Annotated in this window: 16 protein-coding genes; 11 read left to right on the forward strand and 5 right to left on the reverse strand. The window is 70.0% G+C overall.

Going from position 1 to position 18,771, the window contains the following annotated elements:
- Positions 1-53: 53 nt before the first annotated feature.
- A complete protein-coding gene (locus ACYVKA_RS10760) occupies positions 54-779 on the reverse strand; it encodes an IclR family transcriptional regulator (RefSeq protein WP_394276699.1) in 726 nt (241 codons plus the stop codon).
- An 86-nt stretch (positions 780-865) separates the two neighbouring features.
- Between ACYVKA_RS10760 and leuC the strand changes: the two genes are divergently transcribed.
- From leuC to ACYVKA_RS10775, 3 genes are all read left to right on the forward strand, one after another.
- On the forward strand, positions 866-2,278 hold the full coding sequence (leuC, locus tag ACYVKA_RS10765) for a 3-isopropylmalate dehydratase large subunit (protein WP_460705326.1): 1,413 nt from the start codon (positions 866-868) through the stop codon (positions 2,276-2,278).
- A 1-nt stretch (position 2,279) separates the two neighbouring features.
- A complete protein-coding gene (leuD, locus tag ACYVKA_RS10770; protein WP_394276701.1) occupies positions 2,280-2,885 on the forward strand; it encodes a 3-isopropylmalate dehydratase small subunit in 606 nt (201 codons plus the stop codon).
- A 192-nt stretch (positions 2,886-3,077) separates the two neighbouring features.
- On the forward strand, positions 3,078-3,371 hold the full coding sequence (locus ACYVKA_RS10775; protein WP_460705328.1) for an HU family DNA-binding protein: 294 nt from the start codon (positions 3,078-3,080) through the stop codon (positions 3,369-3,371).
- 163 nt (positions 3,372-3,534) lie between these two features.
- On the opposite strand, the gene ACYVKA_RS10780 is transcribed toward ACYVKA_RS10775, so the two are convergent.
- Positions 3,535-3,810, reverse strand: a complete 276-nt coding sequence (locus ACYVKA_RS10780) for a hypothetical protein (protein ID WP_460705330.1) — start codon at positions 3,808-3,810, stop codon at positions 3,535-3,537.
- Positions 3,811-3,969: 159 nt separating this feature from the next.
- On the opposite strand from ACYVKA_RS10780, the gene ACYVKA_RS10785 reads away from it, so the two are divergent.
- Both ACYVKA_RS10785 and ACYVKA_RS10790 read left to right on the forward strand, forming a co-directional pair.
- Positions 3,970-4,791 (forward strand): lysophospholipid acyltransferase family protein, encoded by an 822-nt coding sequence (locus tag ACYVKA_RS10785; RefSeq protein WP_460705332.1) that lies wholly within the window; start codon positions 3,970-3,972, stop codon positions 4,789-4,791.
- A 62-nt stretch (positions 4,792-4,853) separates the two neighbouring features.
- Positions 4,854-6,002, forward strand: coding sequence for a D-alanine--D-alanine ligase family protein (locus ACYVKA_RS10790; RefSeq protein WP_460705334.1), 1,149 nt, complete (start codon positions 4,854-4,856; stop codon positions 6,000-6,002).
- A 57-nt stretch (positions 6,003-6,059) separates the two neighbouring features.
- On the opposite strand, the gene ACYVKA_RS10795 is transcribed toward ACYVKA_RS10790, so the two are convergent.
- Positions 6,060-6,293 carry an Lrp/AsnC family transcriptional regulator gene (locus ACYVKA_RS10795; protein WP_460705336.1) on the reverse strand — a complete coding sequence of 78 codons (234 nt, stop codon included), beginning with the start codon at positions 6,291-6,293 and terminating at the stop codon, positions 6,060-6,062.
- Between the two features lie 75 nt (positions 6,294-6,368).
- Between ACYVKA_RS10795 and ACYVKA_RS10800 the strand changes: the two genes are divergently transcribed.
- From ACYVKA_RS10800 to ACYVKA_RS10825, 6 genes are all read left to right on the forward strand, one after another.
- Positions 6,369-7,382, forward strand: coding sequence for a thiamine-phosphate kinase (locus ACYVKA_RS10800; protein ID WP_460705338.1), 1,014 nt, complete (start codon positions 6,369-6,371; stop codon positions 7,380-7,382).
- 380 nt (positions 7,383-7,762) lie between these two features.
- Positions 7,763-10,069 carry an FtsK/SpoIIIE family DNA translocase gene (locus ACYVKA_RS10805; protein ID WP_460705472.1) on the forward strand — a complete coding sequence of 769 codons (2,307 nt, stop codon included), beginning with the start codon at positions 7,763-7,765 and terminating at the stop codon, positions 10,067-10,069.
- A 59-nt stretch (positions 10,070-10,128) separates the two neighbouring features.
- Positions 10,129-11,595 (forward strand): 30S ribosomal protein S12 methylthiotransferase RimO, encoded by a 1,467-nt coding sequence (rimO, locus tag ACYVKA_RS10810; protein ID WP_460705340.1) that lies wholly within the window; start codon positions 10,129-10,131, stop codon positions 11,593-11,595.
- An 89-nt stretch (positions 11,596-11,684) separates the two neighbouring features.
- Complete coding sequence (pgsA, locus tag ACYVKA_RS10815) at positions 11,685-12,296, forward strand: CDP-diacylglycerol--glycerol-3-phosphate 3-phosphatidyltransferase (protein ID WP_460705342.1); 612 nt, start codon at positions 11,685-11,687, stop codon at positions 12,294-12,296.
- Positions 12,293-12,814: a CinA family protein gene (locus tag ACYVKA_RS10820; RefSeq protein WP_460705344.1), complete on the forward strand. Its 522-nt coding sequence runs from the start codon at positions 12,293-12,295 to the stop codon at positions 12,812-12,814. The genes pgsA and ACYVKA_RS10820 overlap by 4 nt, the downstream gene beginning before the upstream one ends.
- 150 nt (positions 12,815-12,964) lie before the next feature.
- Positions 12,965-13,231: a helix-turn-helix domain-containing protein gene (locus tag ACYVKA_RS10825; RefSeq protein ID WP_394276711.1), complete on the forward strand. Its 267-nt coding sequence runs from the start codon at positions 12,965-12,967 to the stop codon at positions 13,229-13,231.
- A gap of 23 nt (positions 13,232-13,254) precedes the next feature.
- Here the strand turns inward: ACYVKA_RS10825 and ACYVKA_RS10830 are convergent, their stop codons facing one another.
- Both ACYVKA_RS10830 and ACYVKA_RS10835 read right to left on the reverse strand, forming a co-directional pair.
- Positions 13,255-14,046: a DeoR/GlpR family DNA-binding transcription regulator gene (locus ACYVKA_RS10830; protein ID WP_394276721.1), complete on the reverse strand. Its 792-nt coding sequence runs from the start codon at positions 14,044-14,046 to the stop codon at positions 13,255-13,257.
- 167 nt (positions 14,047-14,213) lie between these two features.
- Positions 14,214-18,740, reverse strand: coding sequence for a DEAD/DEAH box helicase (locus ACYVKA_RS10835; protein ID WP_460705346.1), 4,527 nt, complete (start codon positions 18,738-18,740; stop codon positions 14,214-14,216).
- Positions 18,741-18,771: the final 31 nt, after the last annotated feature.

The following is an 18,771-nucleotide window of genomic DNA, read 5'->3' on the forward strand; positions in this document are numbered from 1 at the left end:
GGGCCCCGGGCGCATGCCCGGGGCCCTCCATGCAGATCTGCCGGCCAGGTACCTCAGCCCTGTTCCCCGCTGCGCCTGAGCACCTCGGAGAGACGCTCGGCGGCCGCCACCACTGCCGGTGCGTGCAGGCGTCCGGGCTGGCGGGTCAGGCGCTCGATGGGGCCGGAGACGCTGACGGCGGCCAGCACCTTGCCGCTGGGGGAACGCACCGGCGCCGAGACCGAGGCCACCCCGGCCTCCCGCTCGGCCACCGACTGCGCCCACCCGCGTCGTCGCACGGTGGCCAGGGCCACGGCGGAGAAGGCGGAGGAGTCCAGCCCTCGCTGCATCCGGTCCGGCTCGTCCCAGGCGAGCAGGACCTGGGCGGCCGAACCGGCCGTCATGGTGAGCTGGGAGCCGACGGGAATGGTGTCGCGCAGGCCGCTGGGGCGCTCGGCCACCGCGGCACAGATGCGGATCTCACCCTGGCGGCGGAAGAGTTGCGCCGATTCGCCCGTGATGTCGCGCAGCCGCGCAAGAATGGGTCCGGCGGTGGCCAGCAGCCGGTCCTCGCCGGCGGCCGCAGCCAGCTCGGTGAGCCGGGGGCCCAGCACGAAGCGGCCCTGCAGGTCGCGGCCGACCAGCCGGTGATGCTCCAGCGCCACCGCGAGCCGGTGGGCGGTGGGGCGGGCCAGTCCGGTCTGCTGGACCAGTCCAGCCAGCGTCATGGGGCCGCCCTCGAGTGCCCCCAGCACCATGGCTGCCTTGTCCAGTACGCCTACGCCGCTCGTGTTGTCCATTGACCGAGAATAACGTCTCGTCATCTGATATTTCAATGCATACTGGGCGATGACGAGAGAGACGTTTCCCGCGTGGAAGAGGAGCCATGGGCAAGACACTGAGCGAAAAGGTCTGGGATGCGCATGTGGTGCGCAGCGCCCAGAACGAACCCGACCTGCTCTACATTGACCTGCACCTGGTCCACGAGGTGACCAGTCCGCAGGCCTTCGAGGGGCTGCGGATGGCCGGACGCCCGGTGCGTCGTCCAGACCTGACCCTGGCCACCGAGGACCACAACACGCCCACCATCGACATCGACAAGCCGATCGCCGACCCGGTCAGCCGCCTCCAGATCGAGACGCTGCGCGCCAATGCCGAGGAGTTCGGCATCCGCCTGCACTCGCTGGGTGACCGCGACCAGGGCATCGTGCACATCATCGGCCCCCAGCTGGGCCTCACCCAGCCCGGCATGACGATCGTGTGTGGAGACTCGCACACCGCCACCCACGGCGCCTTCGGGGCGATCGCCTTCGGCATCGGCACCAGCGAGGTGGAGCACGTCCTGGCCACCCAGACCCTGCCCCAGTCTCGCCCACGCACCATGGCGGTCAACATCGACGGGGAGCTGCCCGAAGGCGTCACTGCCAAGGACGTGGTGCTCGCGCTGATCGCCAAGGTGGGCACCGGCGGGGGGCAGGGGCACATCGTCGAGTACCGCGGCAGCGCCATTGAGGAGATGTCGATGGAGGGCCGCATGACCATCTGCAACATGTCCATCGAATGGGGCGCGAAGGCCGGCATGGTCGCTCCCGACCAGACCACCTTCGACTACCTCAAGGGTCGCCCCCACGCTCCCCAGGGCGAGGACTGGGACGCGGCCGTCGAGTACTGGAAAGGGCTGCGCACCGACGAGGACGCGGTCTTCGACACCGTCGTCGACCTCGACGCCAGCACCCTGACGCCCTTCGTCACCTGGGGCACCAATCCCGGCCAGGGAATCGGGCTGGGCGAGGCCGTGCCCCAGCCCGAGAGCTTCACCGACCCCGACGAGCAGCAGGCTGCCCGGCGCGCCCTGGAGTACATGGACCTGCAGGCCGGGATGCCGCTGCGCGAGGTGGCCGTGGACGCCGTCTTCGTCGGCTCCTGCACCAATGGCCGCATCGAGGACCTCCGGCTGGCGGCCGACGTGCTGCGCGGCCGCCGGGTGGCCGAGGGCGTGCGCATGCTGGTGGTTCCCGGATCTGCGCGGGTGCGCCTGGAGGCCGAGGCCGAGGGCCTCGACCGGGTCTTCCTCGACGCCGGTGCCCAGTGGCGAGCGGCCGGCTGTTCGATGTGCCTGGGCATGAATCCCGACCAGCTCGCACCGGGGGAGCGCTGCGCGTCCACCTCGAACCGCAACTTCGAGGGCCGCCAGGGCAAGGGGGGCCGCACCCACCTGGTGAGCCCGGCCGTCGCCGCCGCCACTGCCGTCACCGGACGCCTCAGCTCGCCGGCCGACCTGACCGAAAGGGCCATCTGAGATGGACAAGTTCACGACCCACACCGGAATTGCCGTTCCGCTGCGCCGATCGAATGTCGACACCGACCAGATCATTCCTGCTGTCTACCTGAAGAGAATCACCCGCACCGGATTCGAGGACGGCCTGTTCAGTGCCTGGCGCAATGATCCTGAATTCGTTCTGAACAAGGAACCCTGGCGTGATGGGTCAATCCTGGTGGCCGGTCCCGACTTCGGCACCGGCAGTTCGCGCGAGCATGCCGTGTGGGCCCTGCAGAACTATGGCTTCCGGGTGGTGGTGGGTTCCCGCTTCGGCGACATCTTCCGTTCCAATGCCGGCAAGTCCGGCCTGCTGCTGGCCACCGTCGACCAGGACGTGGTCGAGCAGCTGTGGGCCGTCGCCGAGCAGCACCCCGAGGAGCAGATGACCGTCGACCTGGGCGCCCGCACCATCACCGCCGGTGACCAGGTCCACCCCTTCTCGATCGACGACCACACCGCCCACCGCCTGGCCGAGGGACTCGACGACATCGGCTCCACCCTGCAGCACGCCTCCCAGATCGAGGCCTACGAGGCCTCGCGCCCCGGCTGGAAGCCCCGGACGCTGCCGGTCAAGGTGGCCGACTGAGCACCACGAATACGCCGGGCGCCCGCTTTTCCTTGTGGGAAAGCGGACGCTTTGCATTTGCTGAACAAAGACCCCTGCGGGGCGTGAAGGCTTGGAATGGGACGATTGTTCAACCTAGCTTTGATTTCACGCGACACGCACCGTGACGCGACCACCCGGCGGGGGGCCGGGGACGAAGAAAGGCACGTTGACGTGAACAAGGCAGAACTCATCGACTCCCTGGCGAAGGCCCATTTCGATGGCAACAAGGCGTCGGCCACCCGGGCGCTCAACGCCGTTGTCGACACCATCTCCACCGAGGTCGCCAACACCGGCAAGGTGTCCATCACCGGCTTCGGGGTCTTCGAGGTCATCCACCGCGAGGCCCGCATCGTGCGCAACCCGCGAACCGGGGAGCGCAAGCCCGCCGAGGCCATGGACCTGCCCCGCTTCCGCCCCGGCACCGACCTGAAGAAGCGGGTCACCGAGGCCTACAGCAAGCGGTGAGGCTCGCGCCGGCCCCACACCGGCACGAATCGGACGGCACCGCCGCGCCAGCGCAGGCCAACCATGACTGTCGGGGATGCCACGGTCGGTTGACCACTTGCGAGACGAGGCTCGGGGCGGGATCCTTCGGGACCCGCCCCCTCCGCATTCCCCTCGCCCAGCACTAGCGGCGCTGCGCAGGATGCACCAGCACCGGCGCCTGGGGCAGGCCGACGACCTGATCGTCGAGGATCCGGACGCGCTGTCCGGCCGACAGCCCAGTCACCTCGGCTGCGAGCGGCAGCTCCGCGCGAGTGCCGTCGTCGAGCAGGATCTCCACCACCGTCCCGCGTTGCTCCACCACCGTCCCGCGCTGCTCCACCACCGTCCCGCGCTGCTCCACCACCGTCCCGCGCTGTTCCCTCCCGGTGCCCGACAGCTGCTGGTCATCTCGGCTCATGGCTCGATCCTGCCACGGCCCGACCGCTGCAGGCGTTGCCGGCGGGGCGGGGCCCCCGATGGGCTAGCGTTGGTTCGCACACGTCGTCGCGGCGGTGCCGCACCACGACAAGTCTGGTCGTGGCCCGGCCGCGTCACCACCCGCAGGAGGAATGCGCGCATGACGTCCGAGCCGAGCTCCACCGTCGAGGGCCGTCGCGGCTGCGACCGGGCCGGAGGCGAGCCCACCTACCGCTTCCTCGGCCAGGTCGCCCGGGGGCTCAACACACTCATCGGTCCCCGCCTCTGGCTAGACCAGCACAAGGTCCCCGCCTCGGGCGCCGTCCTGGTGGTCAGCAACCACATCAGCAAGTACGACCCCCTGGTGCTCGGGGACTACCTGATCTCCTCGGGACGGTGGCCGCGCTTCTTGGGAAAGTCGGACCTGTGGTCGACCCCCGTCGTCGGCTTCTTCGCCCGCGGATGCCGCCAGATCCCCGTCGAGCGCAACACCATCCGCGCGGGTGACTCCCTCAAGGCCGCGCGCGAGGCGCTGGACGCGGGCGAGATGGTGGCCATCTATCCCGAGGGCACGATCACCGCCGATCCCGAGACCTGGCCGATGACCGCTCGCACCGGTGCGGCCCGCCTGGCGCTGGAGACCCGCTGCCCGGTGCTGCCGGTGGGACAGTGGGGAGCCAACCACTTCATGCCGGGCAAGAAGCTCACCCATCCCCGTGTCCTTCCCCGCAAGCCCTTGCTCGCCAAGGCCGGTGACCTGCTCGACCTCTCTGACCTCTACGACGCCCCCGATCGGCACCAAGCCGTGCGGGTTGCCAACGAGCGGATGATGGAGGCCATCACACGGCTGACCGCGGAACTGCGCCAGGAACAGGCCCCCGAGGACCGCTACGACATCCGCAAGAAGCAGCGGGTGCCCAAGGGGTCCACCTCGCTCGCCGACCCCGACGAGCAGCCCCCGGTGCAGCCCGGCGTCCTGTGAGGCCGTCGCCCGAGCCCGGACAGACCCGTTCGCGGGACCAGCACGACCAGGAAGAAGCCCCGATGCACGACCAGCCGCAGACCAGCACGAACCCCAGCGAGCAGCGACGCATCCGCGTGGCCGTCGTCTTCGGGGGACGCTCCGAGGAGCATCCGGTGAGCTGTTCCACGGCCGCCAGCGTGCTGGGTGCCATCGACCGCAGCCGCTATGACGTGCTGCCCATCGGCATCACCCGGCAGGGTCAGTGGGTGCTGGTGGACGACGACCCGGCCCCGCTGCGCCTGACCGCGACCCAGAAGCCGGAGGTGAGCGCCGGCAGCTCCCAGGTGATCGTCCCGCTGCGCGCCGGTGACCAGACCATGCAGGTGCTGGAGCCCGCCGAGGTACCGAGGGAACTGGGCGAGGTGGACGTCGTCCTCCCCTTGGTGCACGGCCCCTTCGGCGAGGACGGCACCCTGCAGGGGCTGTTCGAGCTGGCCGACCTGCGCTATGTCGGCTGTGGCGTGCTGGCCAGCGCGGTGATGATGGACAAGCACTACATGAAGGTCGTCTTCGAGGGCGCCGGCCTGACGGTGGGGCCCTATGAGGTCGTCACCGACCGCCAGTGGTGCCGCGACCCCAAGGCGGTACTCGAGCGCGTCTGCGGGCTGTCCTTCCCGGTCTTCGTCAAGCCGTGTCGGGGGGGTTCCTCCTTCGGGATCACCCGGGTCACCACGCCCGGTGGCCTGCGCGAGGCGATCGAGTCCGCTCGTGAGTACGACCTGAAGGTGATCGTCGAGCAGGGCATCGAGGGCCGCGAGATCGAGTGCGGAGTGCTGGAGGGCCACGGCACCGACGAGCCACGGGTTTCCGAGACCGGCGAGATCGTCGTGGTCGCCGACGACCACGCCTTCTACGACTTCGACGCCAAGTACCTCGACGAGGCGGCCGTCACACTGAGTTCGCCGGCCGACCTGCCGGCGGAGGTGCGCGAGCGGGTCCGCGAGGTGGCAAGGGCAGCCTTCGAGGCGGCCGGGTGCGAGGGACTGGCCCGCGTCGACTCCTTCGTGACACCCGGGGGGCAGGTGATCCTCAACGAGATCAACACCATGCCCGGCTTCACGCCCAGCTCGATGTTCCCGGTGATGTGGGCTGCCGCCGGAATGGACTACCCGACCCTGATCGACGAGCTGATCCAGCTGGCCTTGGAGCGCCCCCTCGGGCTTCGCTGACAGCACCGCGGCCCCGGCGAGGGTGCAGCCCGCAGTCCGATGTGGGCCTGTCCGGGGTCAGTAGGTCACCACGGGACAGGTGACCGTGCGCGTGATCCCCTCGATGTGCTGCACCTGCTCGGCCACCAGCCGTCCCAGGTCCTCGATGGTGGGCACCTCCACCTGCACCACCACGTCATAGGGGCCGGCGACGTCGTCGCACTGCACGGTCACCGGCATCTCCCGCAGCGCGGCGGCCACCTGGGGGATCTTGCCGATCTGCGTCTGGACCAGAACATAGGCGCGGACCATGGGGACTCCTGTATCGCTTGGTGGGAAGAAGTGACGCGTGACGGTCGGACCACGGCCTTCGGTAGCGTGTCGGGCATGGACGCTACCACCGCAGGAAGGCCCGGCCCCGGCTCGACGAATCCCGGGACGCCACAGCCACGGACCGTCTCGGAGCTCTCCGAGTTCTCGCTGATCGACCAGGTCACCCGGGACCTGCCCAGTGCCCCGGCCGTCTCGGTGGGGCCCGGCGATGACGCAGCGGTCCACCTGGTCAACGGTTCGGCCGTCACCAGCACCGACCTGCTGGTCGAGGGGGTCCACTTCCGCACCGAGTGGAGCACCGCCGAGCAGGTCGGCCGCAAGGCAGTGGCGGCCAACGTCGCCGACCTCGAGGCGATGGGGGCCACGCCGGTGGCCATGGTGGTGGCCCTCGGGATGCCCGCCGACACCCCGCTGGCCTGGCTCCGGGAGTTCTCCACCGGTGTGCGCGAGGAGGCGGCGCGGGCCGGCATCACCATCGTGGGTGGCGACACCACCCGCGCCCGCGACATCACCGTCTGCGTCACCGTGACCGGCGAGACCCAGGGCCGTCAGCCGGTGCTGCGCAACGGTGCCCGTCCTGGCCAGGTGGTGGCCGTGCGCGGACGGCTGGGCTGGGCCGCGGCCGGCCTGGCGGTGCTGGGCCGGGGATTTCGGTCCCCGCGCGCGGCCGTCGACGCCCAGCGGGTGCCGCAGGTGCCCTACGGCGCGGGCCGAAAGGCCGCCGAGGCCGGGGCCAGCGCCATGCTCGACGTCTCCGACGGCCTGCTGGCCGACCTGGGCCACGTCGCCGAGGCGAGCCAGGTGGTGATCGACCTCGACACTGCGCGGCTGCCCGTCGACGACCCGGTGCGGGCCGTCGCCGCAGCCACCGGCAAGGATCCCCTCGAACTGGTCCTGGGTGGGGGAGAGGACCACGCCCTGGCAGCCTGCTTCGATCCGGGCCAGGTACCCGAGGGTTGGCTGGAACTCGGACGGATCCGCGAGTGCGCGCCGGAGGAGGCCCCGACCGTGCTGGTCGACTCCCAGCAGTGGGCAGGGCCCCGGGGATGGGACCACTTCACCTCCTGACCAAGCCATCCGCGCGGGGCCTGCTGGCAATCCCGGCGGCGTGGACACCGGAGCTGCCAGAATCGATGGATTAGGCTGGCCGCATGGCGACCCGCGCGTCTTCCCCACCGCGGTCCGGAGCCAACGCCAGGTCCAGCGCCGCCCAGCGCGGCAAGGCGTCCTCTGGTTCGCGGTCTGCAGGAAGCAAGAAGAACTCCCGGTCCGGTTCCTCCAGGGCACCGCGTCCGGTGGCCGAGCTGCGCCCGAATCCGCTGGTCCGGGGGCTCGCTGCGCTGTGGCGCAGCACCGCCCGGCTCACCGGCGACGTGGCCCGAAGCGTCAGCGGGGCCTCGGACGCCCCCGAGCTGCAGGACCGCCGCGACTCCGCCGGTCTCTTCCTCATGCTGCTGGGCCTCGTGGTCGCCGCACGCTTCTGGTTCCTGCTGCCGGGAGTGGTGGGCGAGGCCATTGGCGTCGGGGTCAGCACGATCTTCGGCGGGCTCAGCTTCGCCGTGCCCCTGCTGGCCTTCGCCATGGCCTGGCGCACCCTGCGTCATCCCCAGCGCAATGGCAGCGGCGGACGCCAGCTGGTCGGCTGGACCTGCTTCCTGCTGGGGCTGCTGGGGCTGCTCAACATCGCCCACGGACTGCCAAGGCCGAGCGAGCCGGAACAGATGCGCGAGGCCGGCGGGATCCTTGGCTACATCTCCTCCAGCCTGCTGGCCGACCTGCTGACGGTCTGGGGAGCGGTCCCGCTGCTGGTGGCCCTGATGTTCTTCGGGATCGTCGTCATCATCGGCATCCCCCTCTACGAGATCGCCGACCGGGTCCAGCAGGCCCGTCACAATGCCGCCGAGCACCGCGCCCAGCGCACGCGCGCCAGCATCGAGTACGGCGTCGACCAGGCCTATGACAGCCCCCTGATCAAGGGCGAGATCGAGGCCCCCCGCGACGAGCGCGAGACCGAGGTCTTCGACGTCGAGCAGGTCGAGCAGCAGGAGTCCGGTCGCCGTCGCCGCAAGCAGCCCGTCACCGCTGGCAGGCCCGTGGACGAACGGCTCGACGAGGACACCGAGGCAGGCTCCGCGGCTCCCGGTGGTGCCACCCGGGCCGACCTTGCCGCCAAGGGTGCCGCCAAGGACGGCGCGACTGCGGCCCCCGACCTGCAGGTGGGCACCCCGCTCGAGGCCCCCAACCATTCGCCGATCCCACAGCGCGTCGAACAGCTCACCCTGTCCGGTGACGTGCAGTACACCCTGCCCGATGCCAGCACCCTCAAGCCCGGCTCGGTCCCCAAGGCCCGCTCCGAGGCCTCCGACCAGGTGGTGACCCGGCTGACCGAGGTGCTCGACCAGTTCGAGATCGACGCCCAGGTGACCGGCTACACCCGTGGCCCGACCGTCACCCGCTACGAGGTGGAGCTCGGCAATGCCGTCAAGGTGGAGAAGGTCACGGCGCTGAGCAAGAACATCGCCTATGCGGTGGCCTCGCCGGACGTGCGCATCCTCTCGCCGATCCCCGGCAAGAGCGCCATCGGCATCGAGATCCCCAACCTCGACAAGGAGGTCGTCAGCCTCGGCGACGTGCTGCGCTCCAACAAGGCGCGCAATGACCACCACCCGATGGTGGTCGGCCTGGGCAAGGACGTCGAGGGCGGCTTCGTGATCGCCAACATGGCCAAGATGCCGCACCTGCTGGTCGCCGGCGCCACCGGCTCGGGCAAGTCCTCCTTCGTCAACTCCCTGATCACCTCGGTGATGATGCGCGCCACGCCCGACGAGGTCCGCATGTTGCTGGTCGACCCCAAGCGGGTGGAGCTCAACCACTACGAGGGCATCCCTCACCTGGTCACGCCCATCATCACCAGTCCCAAGAAGGCCGCTGAGGCGCTGCAGTGGGTGGTCAAGGAGATGGACCAGCGCTACGACGACCTTGCCGCCTTCGGCTTCCGCCACGTCGACGACTTCAACAAGGCCGTCCGCGCCGGTCAGGTGACGCTGCCCGAGGGCAGCGAGCGCGTCCTGGTGCCCTATCCCTACCTGCTGGTGGTCGTCGACGAGCTGGCGGACCTGATGATGGTGGCCCCGCGCGATGTCGAGGACTCCATCGTGCGCATCACCCAGTTGGCGCGTGCCGCCGGCATCCACCTGGTGCTCGCCACCCAGCGCCCGTCCACCGACGTGGTCACCGGCCTGATCAAGGCCAATGTGCCCTCCCGTCTGGCCTTCGCCACCAGCTCGATGACCGACTCCCGCGTCATCCTCGACCAGCCCGGTGCCGAGAAGCTCGTCGGTCAGGGCGACGGTCTCTTCCTGCCGATGGGTGCCGGCAAGCCGGTGCGCGTGCAGGGCTCGTGGGTGACCGAGGCGGAGATCCGCGAGGTGGTCACCCACGTCACCGAACAGCTCAAGCCGCAGTACCGCGAGGACGTCACCGCCGGTGGCGAGTCGAGCAAGAAGGTGGCCGAGGACATCGGCGACGACCTGGAGCTGGTCCTGGACGCGGCCCGCCTGGTGGTGGAGCTGCAGCTGGGCTCCACCTCGATGCTGCAGCGCAAGCTGCGCGTCGGCTTCGCCAAGGCCGGACGCCTGATGGACATCCTCGAGACGCGCGGCGTCGTCGGGCCCTCCGAGGGCTCGAAGCCCCGCGAGGTGCTCGTCCAGCCCGACGACCTCGAGGACGTGCTGGCGAACCTCGCAGCCGGCTGAGACCCTGCCCGGGCCGGGATTCTGCGCCCAGCCGCCCGGGCGGGGATAATGGCTGCACCATGACACAGAGCACCCATGGCGCCCCGCGCGCCGACGACCTGACCACCGTCCACCTCGTGACCCTCGGATGCGCCCGCAACGAGGTCGACTCGGAGGAGCTCGCGGCTCGCCTGGAGGAGGGCGGATTCCGCCTGGTCGACAGCCCCGAGGATGCCCAGGCCGTGATGGTGAACACCTGTGGCTTCGTCGAGCAGGCCAAGAAGGACTCCGTCGACACGCTGCTGGCCGCCGCGGACCTCAAGGCGTCCGGCTCCGCCCAGGCCGTTGTGGCGGTCGGGTGCATGGCCGAGCGCTATGGCAACGAGCTGGCCACCTCCATGCCGGAGGCCGATGCCGTGCTCGGCTTCGACGACTACGCCGATGTGGCCGACAAGCTCAACCGCATCCTGCACGGTGAACAGCACCAGGCGCACGTGCCTCGCGACCGTCGCACCCTGCTGCCGCTGACCCCTGTCTCGCGCCACGAGGCCGCCGCCCAGGTCTCGGTGCCCGGCCACCACACCGACCTGCCCGAGGGCATCGCCCCGGCCTCCGGCCCCCGCGTGCTGCGCCGGCGCCTGGGTCACAGCCCCAGCGCCCCGCTGAAGCTCGCCTCGGGCTGTGACCGTCGCTGTGCCTTCTGCGCCATCCCGGCCTTCCGGGGCTCCTACCTGTCCCGCCCGGCCGACGAGGTGCTGGCCGAGGCACGCTGGCTTGCCGAGCAGGGAGTCAAGGAGGTCTTCCTGGTCAGCGAGAACACCTCCAGCTACGGCAAGGACCTGGGGGACCTGCGCAGCCTGGAAAAGCTGCTCGGTGACCTGTCGAAGGTCGACGGCCTGGACTGGATTCGGGTCAGCTACCTCCAGCCCGCCGAGCTGCGGCCCGAACTGGTGCGCGCCATGACCAGCACCGACAAGGTGGTTCCCTATTTCGACATCAGCTTCCAGCACGCCTCCGCGCCGTTGCTGCGCCGGATGCGCCGTTTCGGTGACCCGGACAGCTTCCTCGGCCTGATCGAGCAGGTGCGTGCCGCAGCCCCCACCGCGGGAATCCGCTCGAACGTGATCGCCGGCTTCCCCGGCGAGACCGAGCACGACGTCCAGGTGCTCAAGGACTTCCTGTCCGAGGCGCGCCTCGATGTCGTCGGGGTCTTCGGCTATTCCGACGAGGAAGGGACCGAGGCCGCCGGGCTCGACGCCCACGTCGACCCCGACGAGGTGGAGGCCCGACGCAGTGAGCTGGCAGACCTTGCCGCCGAGCTGTGCGACCAGCGCGCCGAGGACCGGATGGGGGAGCGGGTGGAGGTGCTCGTGGAGTCGGTGGAGACCGACGGCGAGCCCGAGGTCCTCGGGCGTGCCCGCCACCAGGGCCCGGAGGTCGACGGCACCACCCTGCTGGTCGACAGCACCGCCCGTGCGGGCGACCTGGTGCAGGCGGTGGTGGTCGACAGCGAAGGCGTGGACCTGATCGCCGCCGTCGAGGGCTGAATCTTGCCTCGCAGCACTAGGCTGCATCTGTAGCACCCACGCCGGCCGCTGTCGCCGTGCTGGCCCCACCCCGTGCGCACAGGAGGATCATGAGCGAGAAGACCGCGACCCCGAGCCAGTGGAATGTCCCCAATGTCCTCACCGGGGTGCGCATGGCGCTGGTCCCGGTCTTCGCGTGGATGCTGTTGAGCCATCCCCACGAGTGGGACTGGCGGTTGTGGACCACCGCGGTCTTCTGCTTCGCCATCGCCACCGACTTCGTCGACGGCAAGATCGCCCGCAAGTACGACCTGGTGACCAACTTCGGCAAGCTGTGGGATCCCATCGCCGACAAGGCGCTGACCGGCATGGCATTCATCGGTCTGAGCATCCTGGGGGAACTGCAGTGGTGGGTGACCATCATCATCCTGGTCCGCGAGTGGGGTATCACCATCCTGCGCTGGGCCATCATGAAGTACGGCGTGATGGCGGCCAACCGGGGTGGAAAGGCCAAGACCTTCGTGCAGGCGCTTGCCCTCGTGCTCTACCTGATGTGGCTGCCCATGCTGCCCCTGTGGGTGCAGTGGATCGCCTGGTTCCTGATGGCTGCCGCCTTCGTGCTCACCGTGCTCACCGGCCTGGACTACCTGCGCGAGGCCGCCAAGCTGCGCCGCGAGGCCCTGGCCCGCTGGGCCGCCGAGGGACATCCGGGACGTCCGTGAGCCACGTCGTCTGGCCCGACCTGGTCCCCGTCGCAGGCGCAGTCGTGGAACAGTTGGCCGCTCGGGGACTGACCCTGGGCACCTGCGAATCCCTGACCGGCGGCGCCCTGGCGGCGACGCTCACCGAGGTGCCCGGAGCCAGCCGAGTCGTTCGTGGGGGACTGGTCACCTACGCGAGTGGGCTCAAGGTGGCCCTGGCCGGCGTGGATGCCGAGGGCGTCGCAGCCCACGGGGTGGTCAACGAGGAGACTGCGGTGCAGATGGCGCGCGGCGCCCGGCGGGCCCTCGGTGTTGACCTCGCCGTCTCCTGCACCGGGGTGGCCGGTCCGTCCCCGCAGGATGGCCAGGCGGTCGGTGCCGTCTGGATCGCGCTGGCGGGAGTGGGCGACGCAATGACCACCAGATTTCACCATTTCGATGGTGGCCGATCGGCGATCAGATGGAATACTGGAAGAGCGGCGCTGGAACTGCTGGCTGCCCACCTGGGAGATGCCAGGAGCACGCAGGATCCCGCATGATGATTCCCCCTTCGAGGTGAGAAAGACCTCGTTGGGCTGAACATCAGCTGAACCCCGCCCCGTCAGGGGAGCGATTGGGGCAACAAGTTCGTTGAGATGGTGCAGACCTCTTCGACAACCGCGTCGGAGAAGACAGAAAGTTGGGGTCCCGTGAAGCCTGTACTCCTGCGCGAAGTTATCGGTGAAACGTTGCGTGAACAGCGATTCGCCCAAGGCAGGACGCTGCGCGAGGTGTCCATGGCGGCGCGGGTGAGCCTTGGCTACCTGTCTGAGGTCGAGCGCGGCCAGAAGGAGGCCTCCAGCGAACTGCTGGCCTCGATCTGCAAGGCGCTCGAGGTCCCGATGTCCTCGGTGCTGGCCACCGTCAGCAACAAGCTCGCCCTGGCCGAGGGGCAGCGCGTGACCGTCGCCGCCTGAGGCAGCGGCCTCGCCGGGTCGATTCAGCTCCCGGCGGCCGCCCACCCACCCAGGGCCCCGCTGCTGGCGGCCTCCACTTGGTGTACCTCGATGCCCTGGGCGCGGATGAGACCGATCTCGGCGGCATCAGCGTGGGAATCGGTGACCAGAACGTCGATCTCGTCCAGGCCTGCCAGCCTGGCGAGCAGGATCCGTCCCACCTTGGAGCCGTCGGCCACCGCGATCACTCGCTGGGCGCGAGCGATCATGGTGTGGTTCGTGTGTGCCTCCACCTCGTCGTGGGTGGTCAGTCCGCCGGTGACGCTCACCCCGTCCGAGCCGACGATGGCGGTGCCGACGTTGACCTGGCGGAAGGTGGCCTCGGCGAGCCCGCCGACCAGCTCCAGCGAATTGGGGCGCAGCACGCCCCCCGCCACCAGGACCCGGGAACGTCCTTGGCCTGCGGCCTCCAGTGCCAGCCCCACCGAGTTGGTGATGATCGTGAGGTCCTCGCGAGGGTGCAGTGCGCGCAGCACCTCCGTGGTCGTCGTGCCCCCGGTGAGGGCGATCGCATGCCGCCCGGCGGGCAGCATGGAGGCCACGCAGCGCGCGATCGCCTGCTTCGAGTCACGATTGCGGCCGTCGCGCAGGCTCACCGGAAGTTCGGTGGTGTGTCCGAGGCTACGCACCGCACCGTGGCTGCGAATCAGCAAGCCCTGGTCCGCCAACTGGCTCACGTCCCTGCGGATGGTGGCGGCCGACGCGTCGAACATCTCCGCCAGTTCGCGCAACTGCAGCTGGCCACGCTCTGCGAGCGCCGCGAGGATCGCGGCCATGCGCTCGGAGCGCTTGGCCGAATGGGCGATGTCGGCGTTCATGTCGCCTCCTGGAGGTCACTGGTGAGCGGCTGAGCGCAGTGACTGCGCAAGTGCTCATTCCAGATCCTAGTCCGGGCCGGTTCCTGGACGGTTGCAGCCAGGCTTGTGCCCCCGGCCACCCCGGGTCAGAGCCGCAGGCGATAGCCTTGGGGGGTCATCGCCATGCCCGCTGCCTGCAGCAGTGCTCCCATGCGGGCGTCGGTCAGGGCCGGGGTGCCGTTGACCTTCTCGATGGTCATGGTGGGCAGTGAACGGGAACGTGCCGTGGCGACCAGGGCCTCCAGGGCACACGACAGGTCCTGTTCGGGCGCGCCGAAGGTCACCAGGGTGCGCACTCCCCGTTCCAGGAAGAGAACCGGACGACCCGCGTGCAGGACCACCAGGGCGCCCGCCCGCCTGGTCGGCCGATGACCCTCGCTGTCGGGCCAGGGCAGTGATGCCCCATAGGGATTGGCCGGGTCACACGCCGCCAGCACGACGGGTGCGGTGGCGGCGCGCGTCTCGGTCGCTTCCGAGGCCCCCACCTCGCGCAGCCGGTCGACGACCCCTGGCAGTGCGAACTGCGCGGCACCCAGGCCTTCCACGAAGTAGCCGCGGCGCACCGCTCCGGTCTCCTCCAGCTGGGCCATCAACCGATAGGCCTGGCTGAAGTTCATGCCCATCTCCTCGCTGAGCACACTGCCGCGCGTGAGCACGCCATAGCGACCCAGCTGCAGCGCCATCCGTCCCAGGTCCGCCTCGACACCGTCCTGGCTGGCACGCACCGCGCTCCAGCGCCCGGGCAGTGACGGCGAGCTGACCGGACGGAGTTGCCGCAGTGCCGAGCGCCGGGTGGGGCGTGCTGCGACCTTGTGCTTGAGGACCCCGCGGGCACTGGCAGCGCGCAGCGGCAGGAAGCTGTCACAGGTGACCAGTCCCGCCCAGACCAGGTCCCACAGTGCCTCGGTCACTGCCGAGGCCGATTCGCCGAAGTCGAGGTCCTCCACCCGCCACGCGCCGCCCCCTCGAAGATGCGCGAGGATGCGCTGGGACAAGTCGCAAAGCTCGGCGCCGTCCTCGCGCAGGGCGGGCAGGACGGCATCGCCCGGCCAGAGCTGGACCCATCCGTCCTTGGCCCCGAGCGCGCCGTGGCCCGTCCAGACCACCTCACCGGTCGAGAGCAGCTCCTCGAGCATCGCAGGCTGGTAGCCGGCGACCCGTGAGGGCAGCACGAGGGTCTCCAGCATCGAGGACGGGATCGGATAGCCCGCCAACAGCTCGACCGCCTGCACCAGGCCATCCATCCCGGTGGGTGGGGCGGTGACCTCGTGCCATTGCGCCAAGAAGTGTGCGAATCCCTCCGGCTCGACGGCCTCCACGGCATGCCGCAAGGCCGCCAGCGTGCGGCGACGCACCGTGCGCATCACCTGGGAAGCCATGTACTGGGCACCCGCGCCGCCGTCGAAATCTCCCGTGAGCACCTCCTGTCGGGCCACGGCCGCATCCAGCCGGGCTGCCACCTGCGCAGTCCCAATGCCCAGGCGCGTGGCGATGTCCTCAGCGCGCACCACCACGTGAGTGCGGCACCAGCGTTGCACCAGGCGGTCGATCGCCGAGGTCGGGTCGGCCACCGAGGAGGGGACGGCCAGCCCGGCCGGGACGGGAATCCCGAGCCCGTCGCGCAAGAGGGCGAAGTCGTCGGTGACGGCGACCCGCTCCACACCGGCAACCCGTGCCCGCCCCACGCGTCCCGCCGCCTCCAGCTCCGTCAGCCACGTCGTCGGGTCCTGGTCACTGCGCTCGCGGCACTCGTCGAACCCCAGCGGGCCGATGTGGCGCAGCATGTCCCAGAACTGCTCCGCCGAGCCCGCCCGTCGGTCCTCGACCAGGTGCTGGAGCTCCGCCTCCAGCTCGGCCACCACCTGCGGGTCGAGCACCATCTGCCCCGACTCCTGGCCGAGCAGCTGGGCGAGCAGGGCCGGGTCGAGGCTGAGCGCAGCGAGTCGTCGCTCAGCCAGGGGCTGGTCGCCGTCGTAGATGAACTCGCCGGTGTAGCCGAACATCATGCTGCGCGCCATCGGGGAGGCCTCCTGGGTCTCCACCTCCACCACGCGCACCCTCCGTGCTGTGACCTGGCGCAGCAGCTCCTCCAGCTGGGGCAGGTCGAAGACGTCCTCCAGGCACTCCCGCATCGCCTCCAGCACGATCGGGAAGTCGCGGTACTGGCCTGCTACCTGCAGCAGCTGGGCCGAACGCATCCGCTGCTGCCACAGGGGCGTTCGACGCCCCGGCGTACGGCGGGGCAGCAGCAGGGCGCGCGCTGCGCACTCCCGGAAGCGGGAGGCGAACAGGGCTGAACCGTAGAGCTCCTGGGTCACCAGGTCGCGGACCTCGTCCGGGTCGGCCATCAGCAGCTCCGCGCCGGGGGACTGGTCGCCGACATCAGGGACGTGCAGCACGATCCCGTCGTTGCCGGCCACGGCGTGCACCTCTTCGCCGAAGACCTCGCGGGCACGCGCCTCCACCACCAGCGACAGCGGCTGCAGCACGCGCCGCCCCAGACTGCTGTGGATGCACACCCGCCAGTCGCCCAGCTCGTCGCGGAAGCGCTCCACCATCAGCACCTCGCTGGAGGGCACCACGCTGGTGGCGGCGACCTGCTCGGCCACCAGGCCGGCCAGGTTGGCCCTGGCCGAGTCCTGCAGGTCCAGCCCGGCCGGGAGCCGGAGCGTGTGGTCGCCGCTGGCGGTGATCTCGGCCATCGCCTCACCGATCGCGCGGCCCACCTCGACCGGACGGCTCGGCTGGTCACTGGTCCAGAAGGGCAGCCGTCCCGCCAGGCCGGCGGCGGAGGTGACCAGTACCTGGTTGGGGGTGATCTCCTCGATCCGCCACGAGGTGGTCCCCAGGGTGAACACGTCCCCCACCCGGGACTCGTAGACCATCTCCTCGTCCAGCTCCCCGACCCGCCGGCCCGGTTCACGCTTGCCCGAGGCGCTCCCGGTACCGACCAGGAAGACACCGAAGAGGCCCCGGTCGGGGATCGTGCCGCCGGAGGTCACCACCAGCCGACGGGCACCAGGGCGTCCGGTCAGGGTCTGTGCCACCCTGTCCCAGACCAGTCGGGGCTTGAACTCGGCGAAGTCCTCACTGGGATAGCGACCACTGAGCATGTCGAGCACCGATTCCCAGACCGCCTCGGGCAGCTCACGGTAGGCATCGCAACGACGTACCAGGGCAAGGGCGTCGGCGACCGGCCAGGTCTGGTCCACGCACATGCTCACCAGGTGCTGGGCCAGCACGTCCAGCGGATTGCGCAGCCGAGGGACGGACTCGATCTGGTTGTCCATCATCCGCCTGGCCACGACCGCGGCCTCGAGCAGGTCGTTGCGATGCGTCGGGAGCACAACGCCGTGACTCGTGGCCCCCACCTGGTGTCCGGCGCGGCCGATGCGTTGCAGGCCGCTGGCGACGGATGGGGGAGAGGAGACCTGGATCACGAGGTCGACCGCGCCCATGTCGATGCCCAGTTCCAACGAGCTGGTGGCGACCACGCACGGCAGGGTGCCGGACTTGAGCTGGGCCTCGATCTCGGCACGGCGTTCCTTGCTCACCGACCCGTGGTGGGCGCGGGCCACCACGGGTGCCCGGGTGCCGTCATTGCCGCGGGTGGCGCCCGATTGGGCCATCACCTGGGCGGGGGCGGCAGAAGGTTCCGGGTTGCCGGCCTCGAGGCGTTCGGTGTGCAGGTCGTTGAGGTGGGAGGTGAGCCGTTCGGCCACCCGTCGTGAGTTGACGAAACAGATGGTCGAGCGGTGGGCGTCCACCAGTTCGAGAATGCGATGTTCCAGAAAGGGCCAGATCGACGCATTGGCCGGCGCGTCCTCCCCAGGATGGACGTCGCGTCCCGGCGGGCTGGACAGGTCGGTCATGTCCTCCAGGGGGACCTCGACGTCGAGCTTCCACTGTTTGGCCGATGGCGGTGCCACGACGGTGACCGGCCGGTCACCGCCGAGGAAGGCCGCCACCCTTTCTGGTGGCGTCACGGTGGCCGAGAGCCCGATGCGCTGGGCGCCGCCCCTGGCGCTCATGGCATCCAGCCGCTCCATGCTGAGCGCCAGGTGCACGCCGCGCTTGGTGCCCGCCAGGGCGTGGACCTCGTCGACGATGATGGTCTCGACCTCGTCGAGGGTTTCGGCCACCTGGCTGGACAGCATCAGGAAGAGTGACTCGGGCGTTGTGATCAAGATGTCGGGGGGATCGGTCTGCAGGCGGCGCCGGTCCTTGGCGGGCGTGTCGCCGGAGCGCACGGCCACCCGCACCTGCGGTGCCGCTTCCCCGAGCTGTTCGGCGGCCAGCTGGATGCCCCGCAATGGCGCCCTCAGGTTGCGCTCGATGTCCACGGCCAGTGCCTTGAGTGGCGAGACGTAGAGCACCCGGACCTTGCCGGGGCGGGCTTGTGTGGCCAGTCGGTCCAGGCAGTGGAGGAAGGCCGCCAGAGTCTTGCCAGAACCGGTGGGAGCCACTACGAGGGCGTGCTGGCGGCTCCCGATCGCCTGCCAGGCGGCGACCTGTGCCGGTGTGGGATCCGCGAAGACCTGCGAGAACCACGAGCGGGTGGCGGGGGCGAAGCCCGCCAGGGAGTCATCGGCACGCTGGTTCATGTGAGCCATTGTGACCGGTGGTCCTGACAGTTTCCTGCCT

The sequence above is a fragment of the Luteococcus sediminum genome, assembly GCF_054783495.1.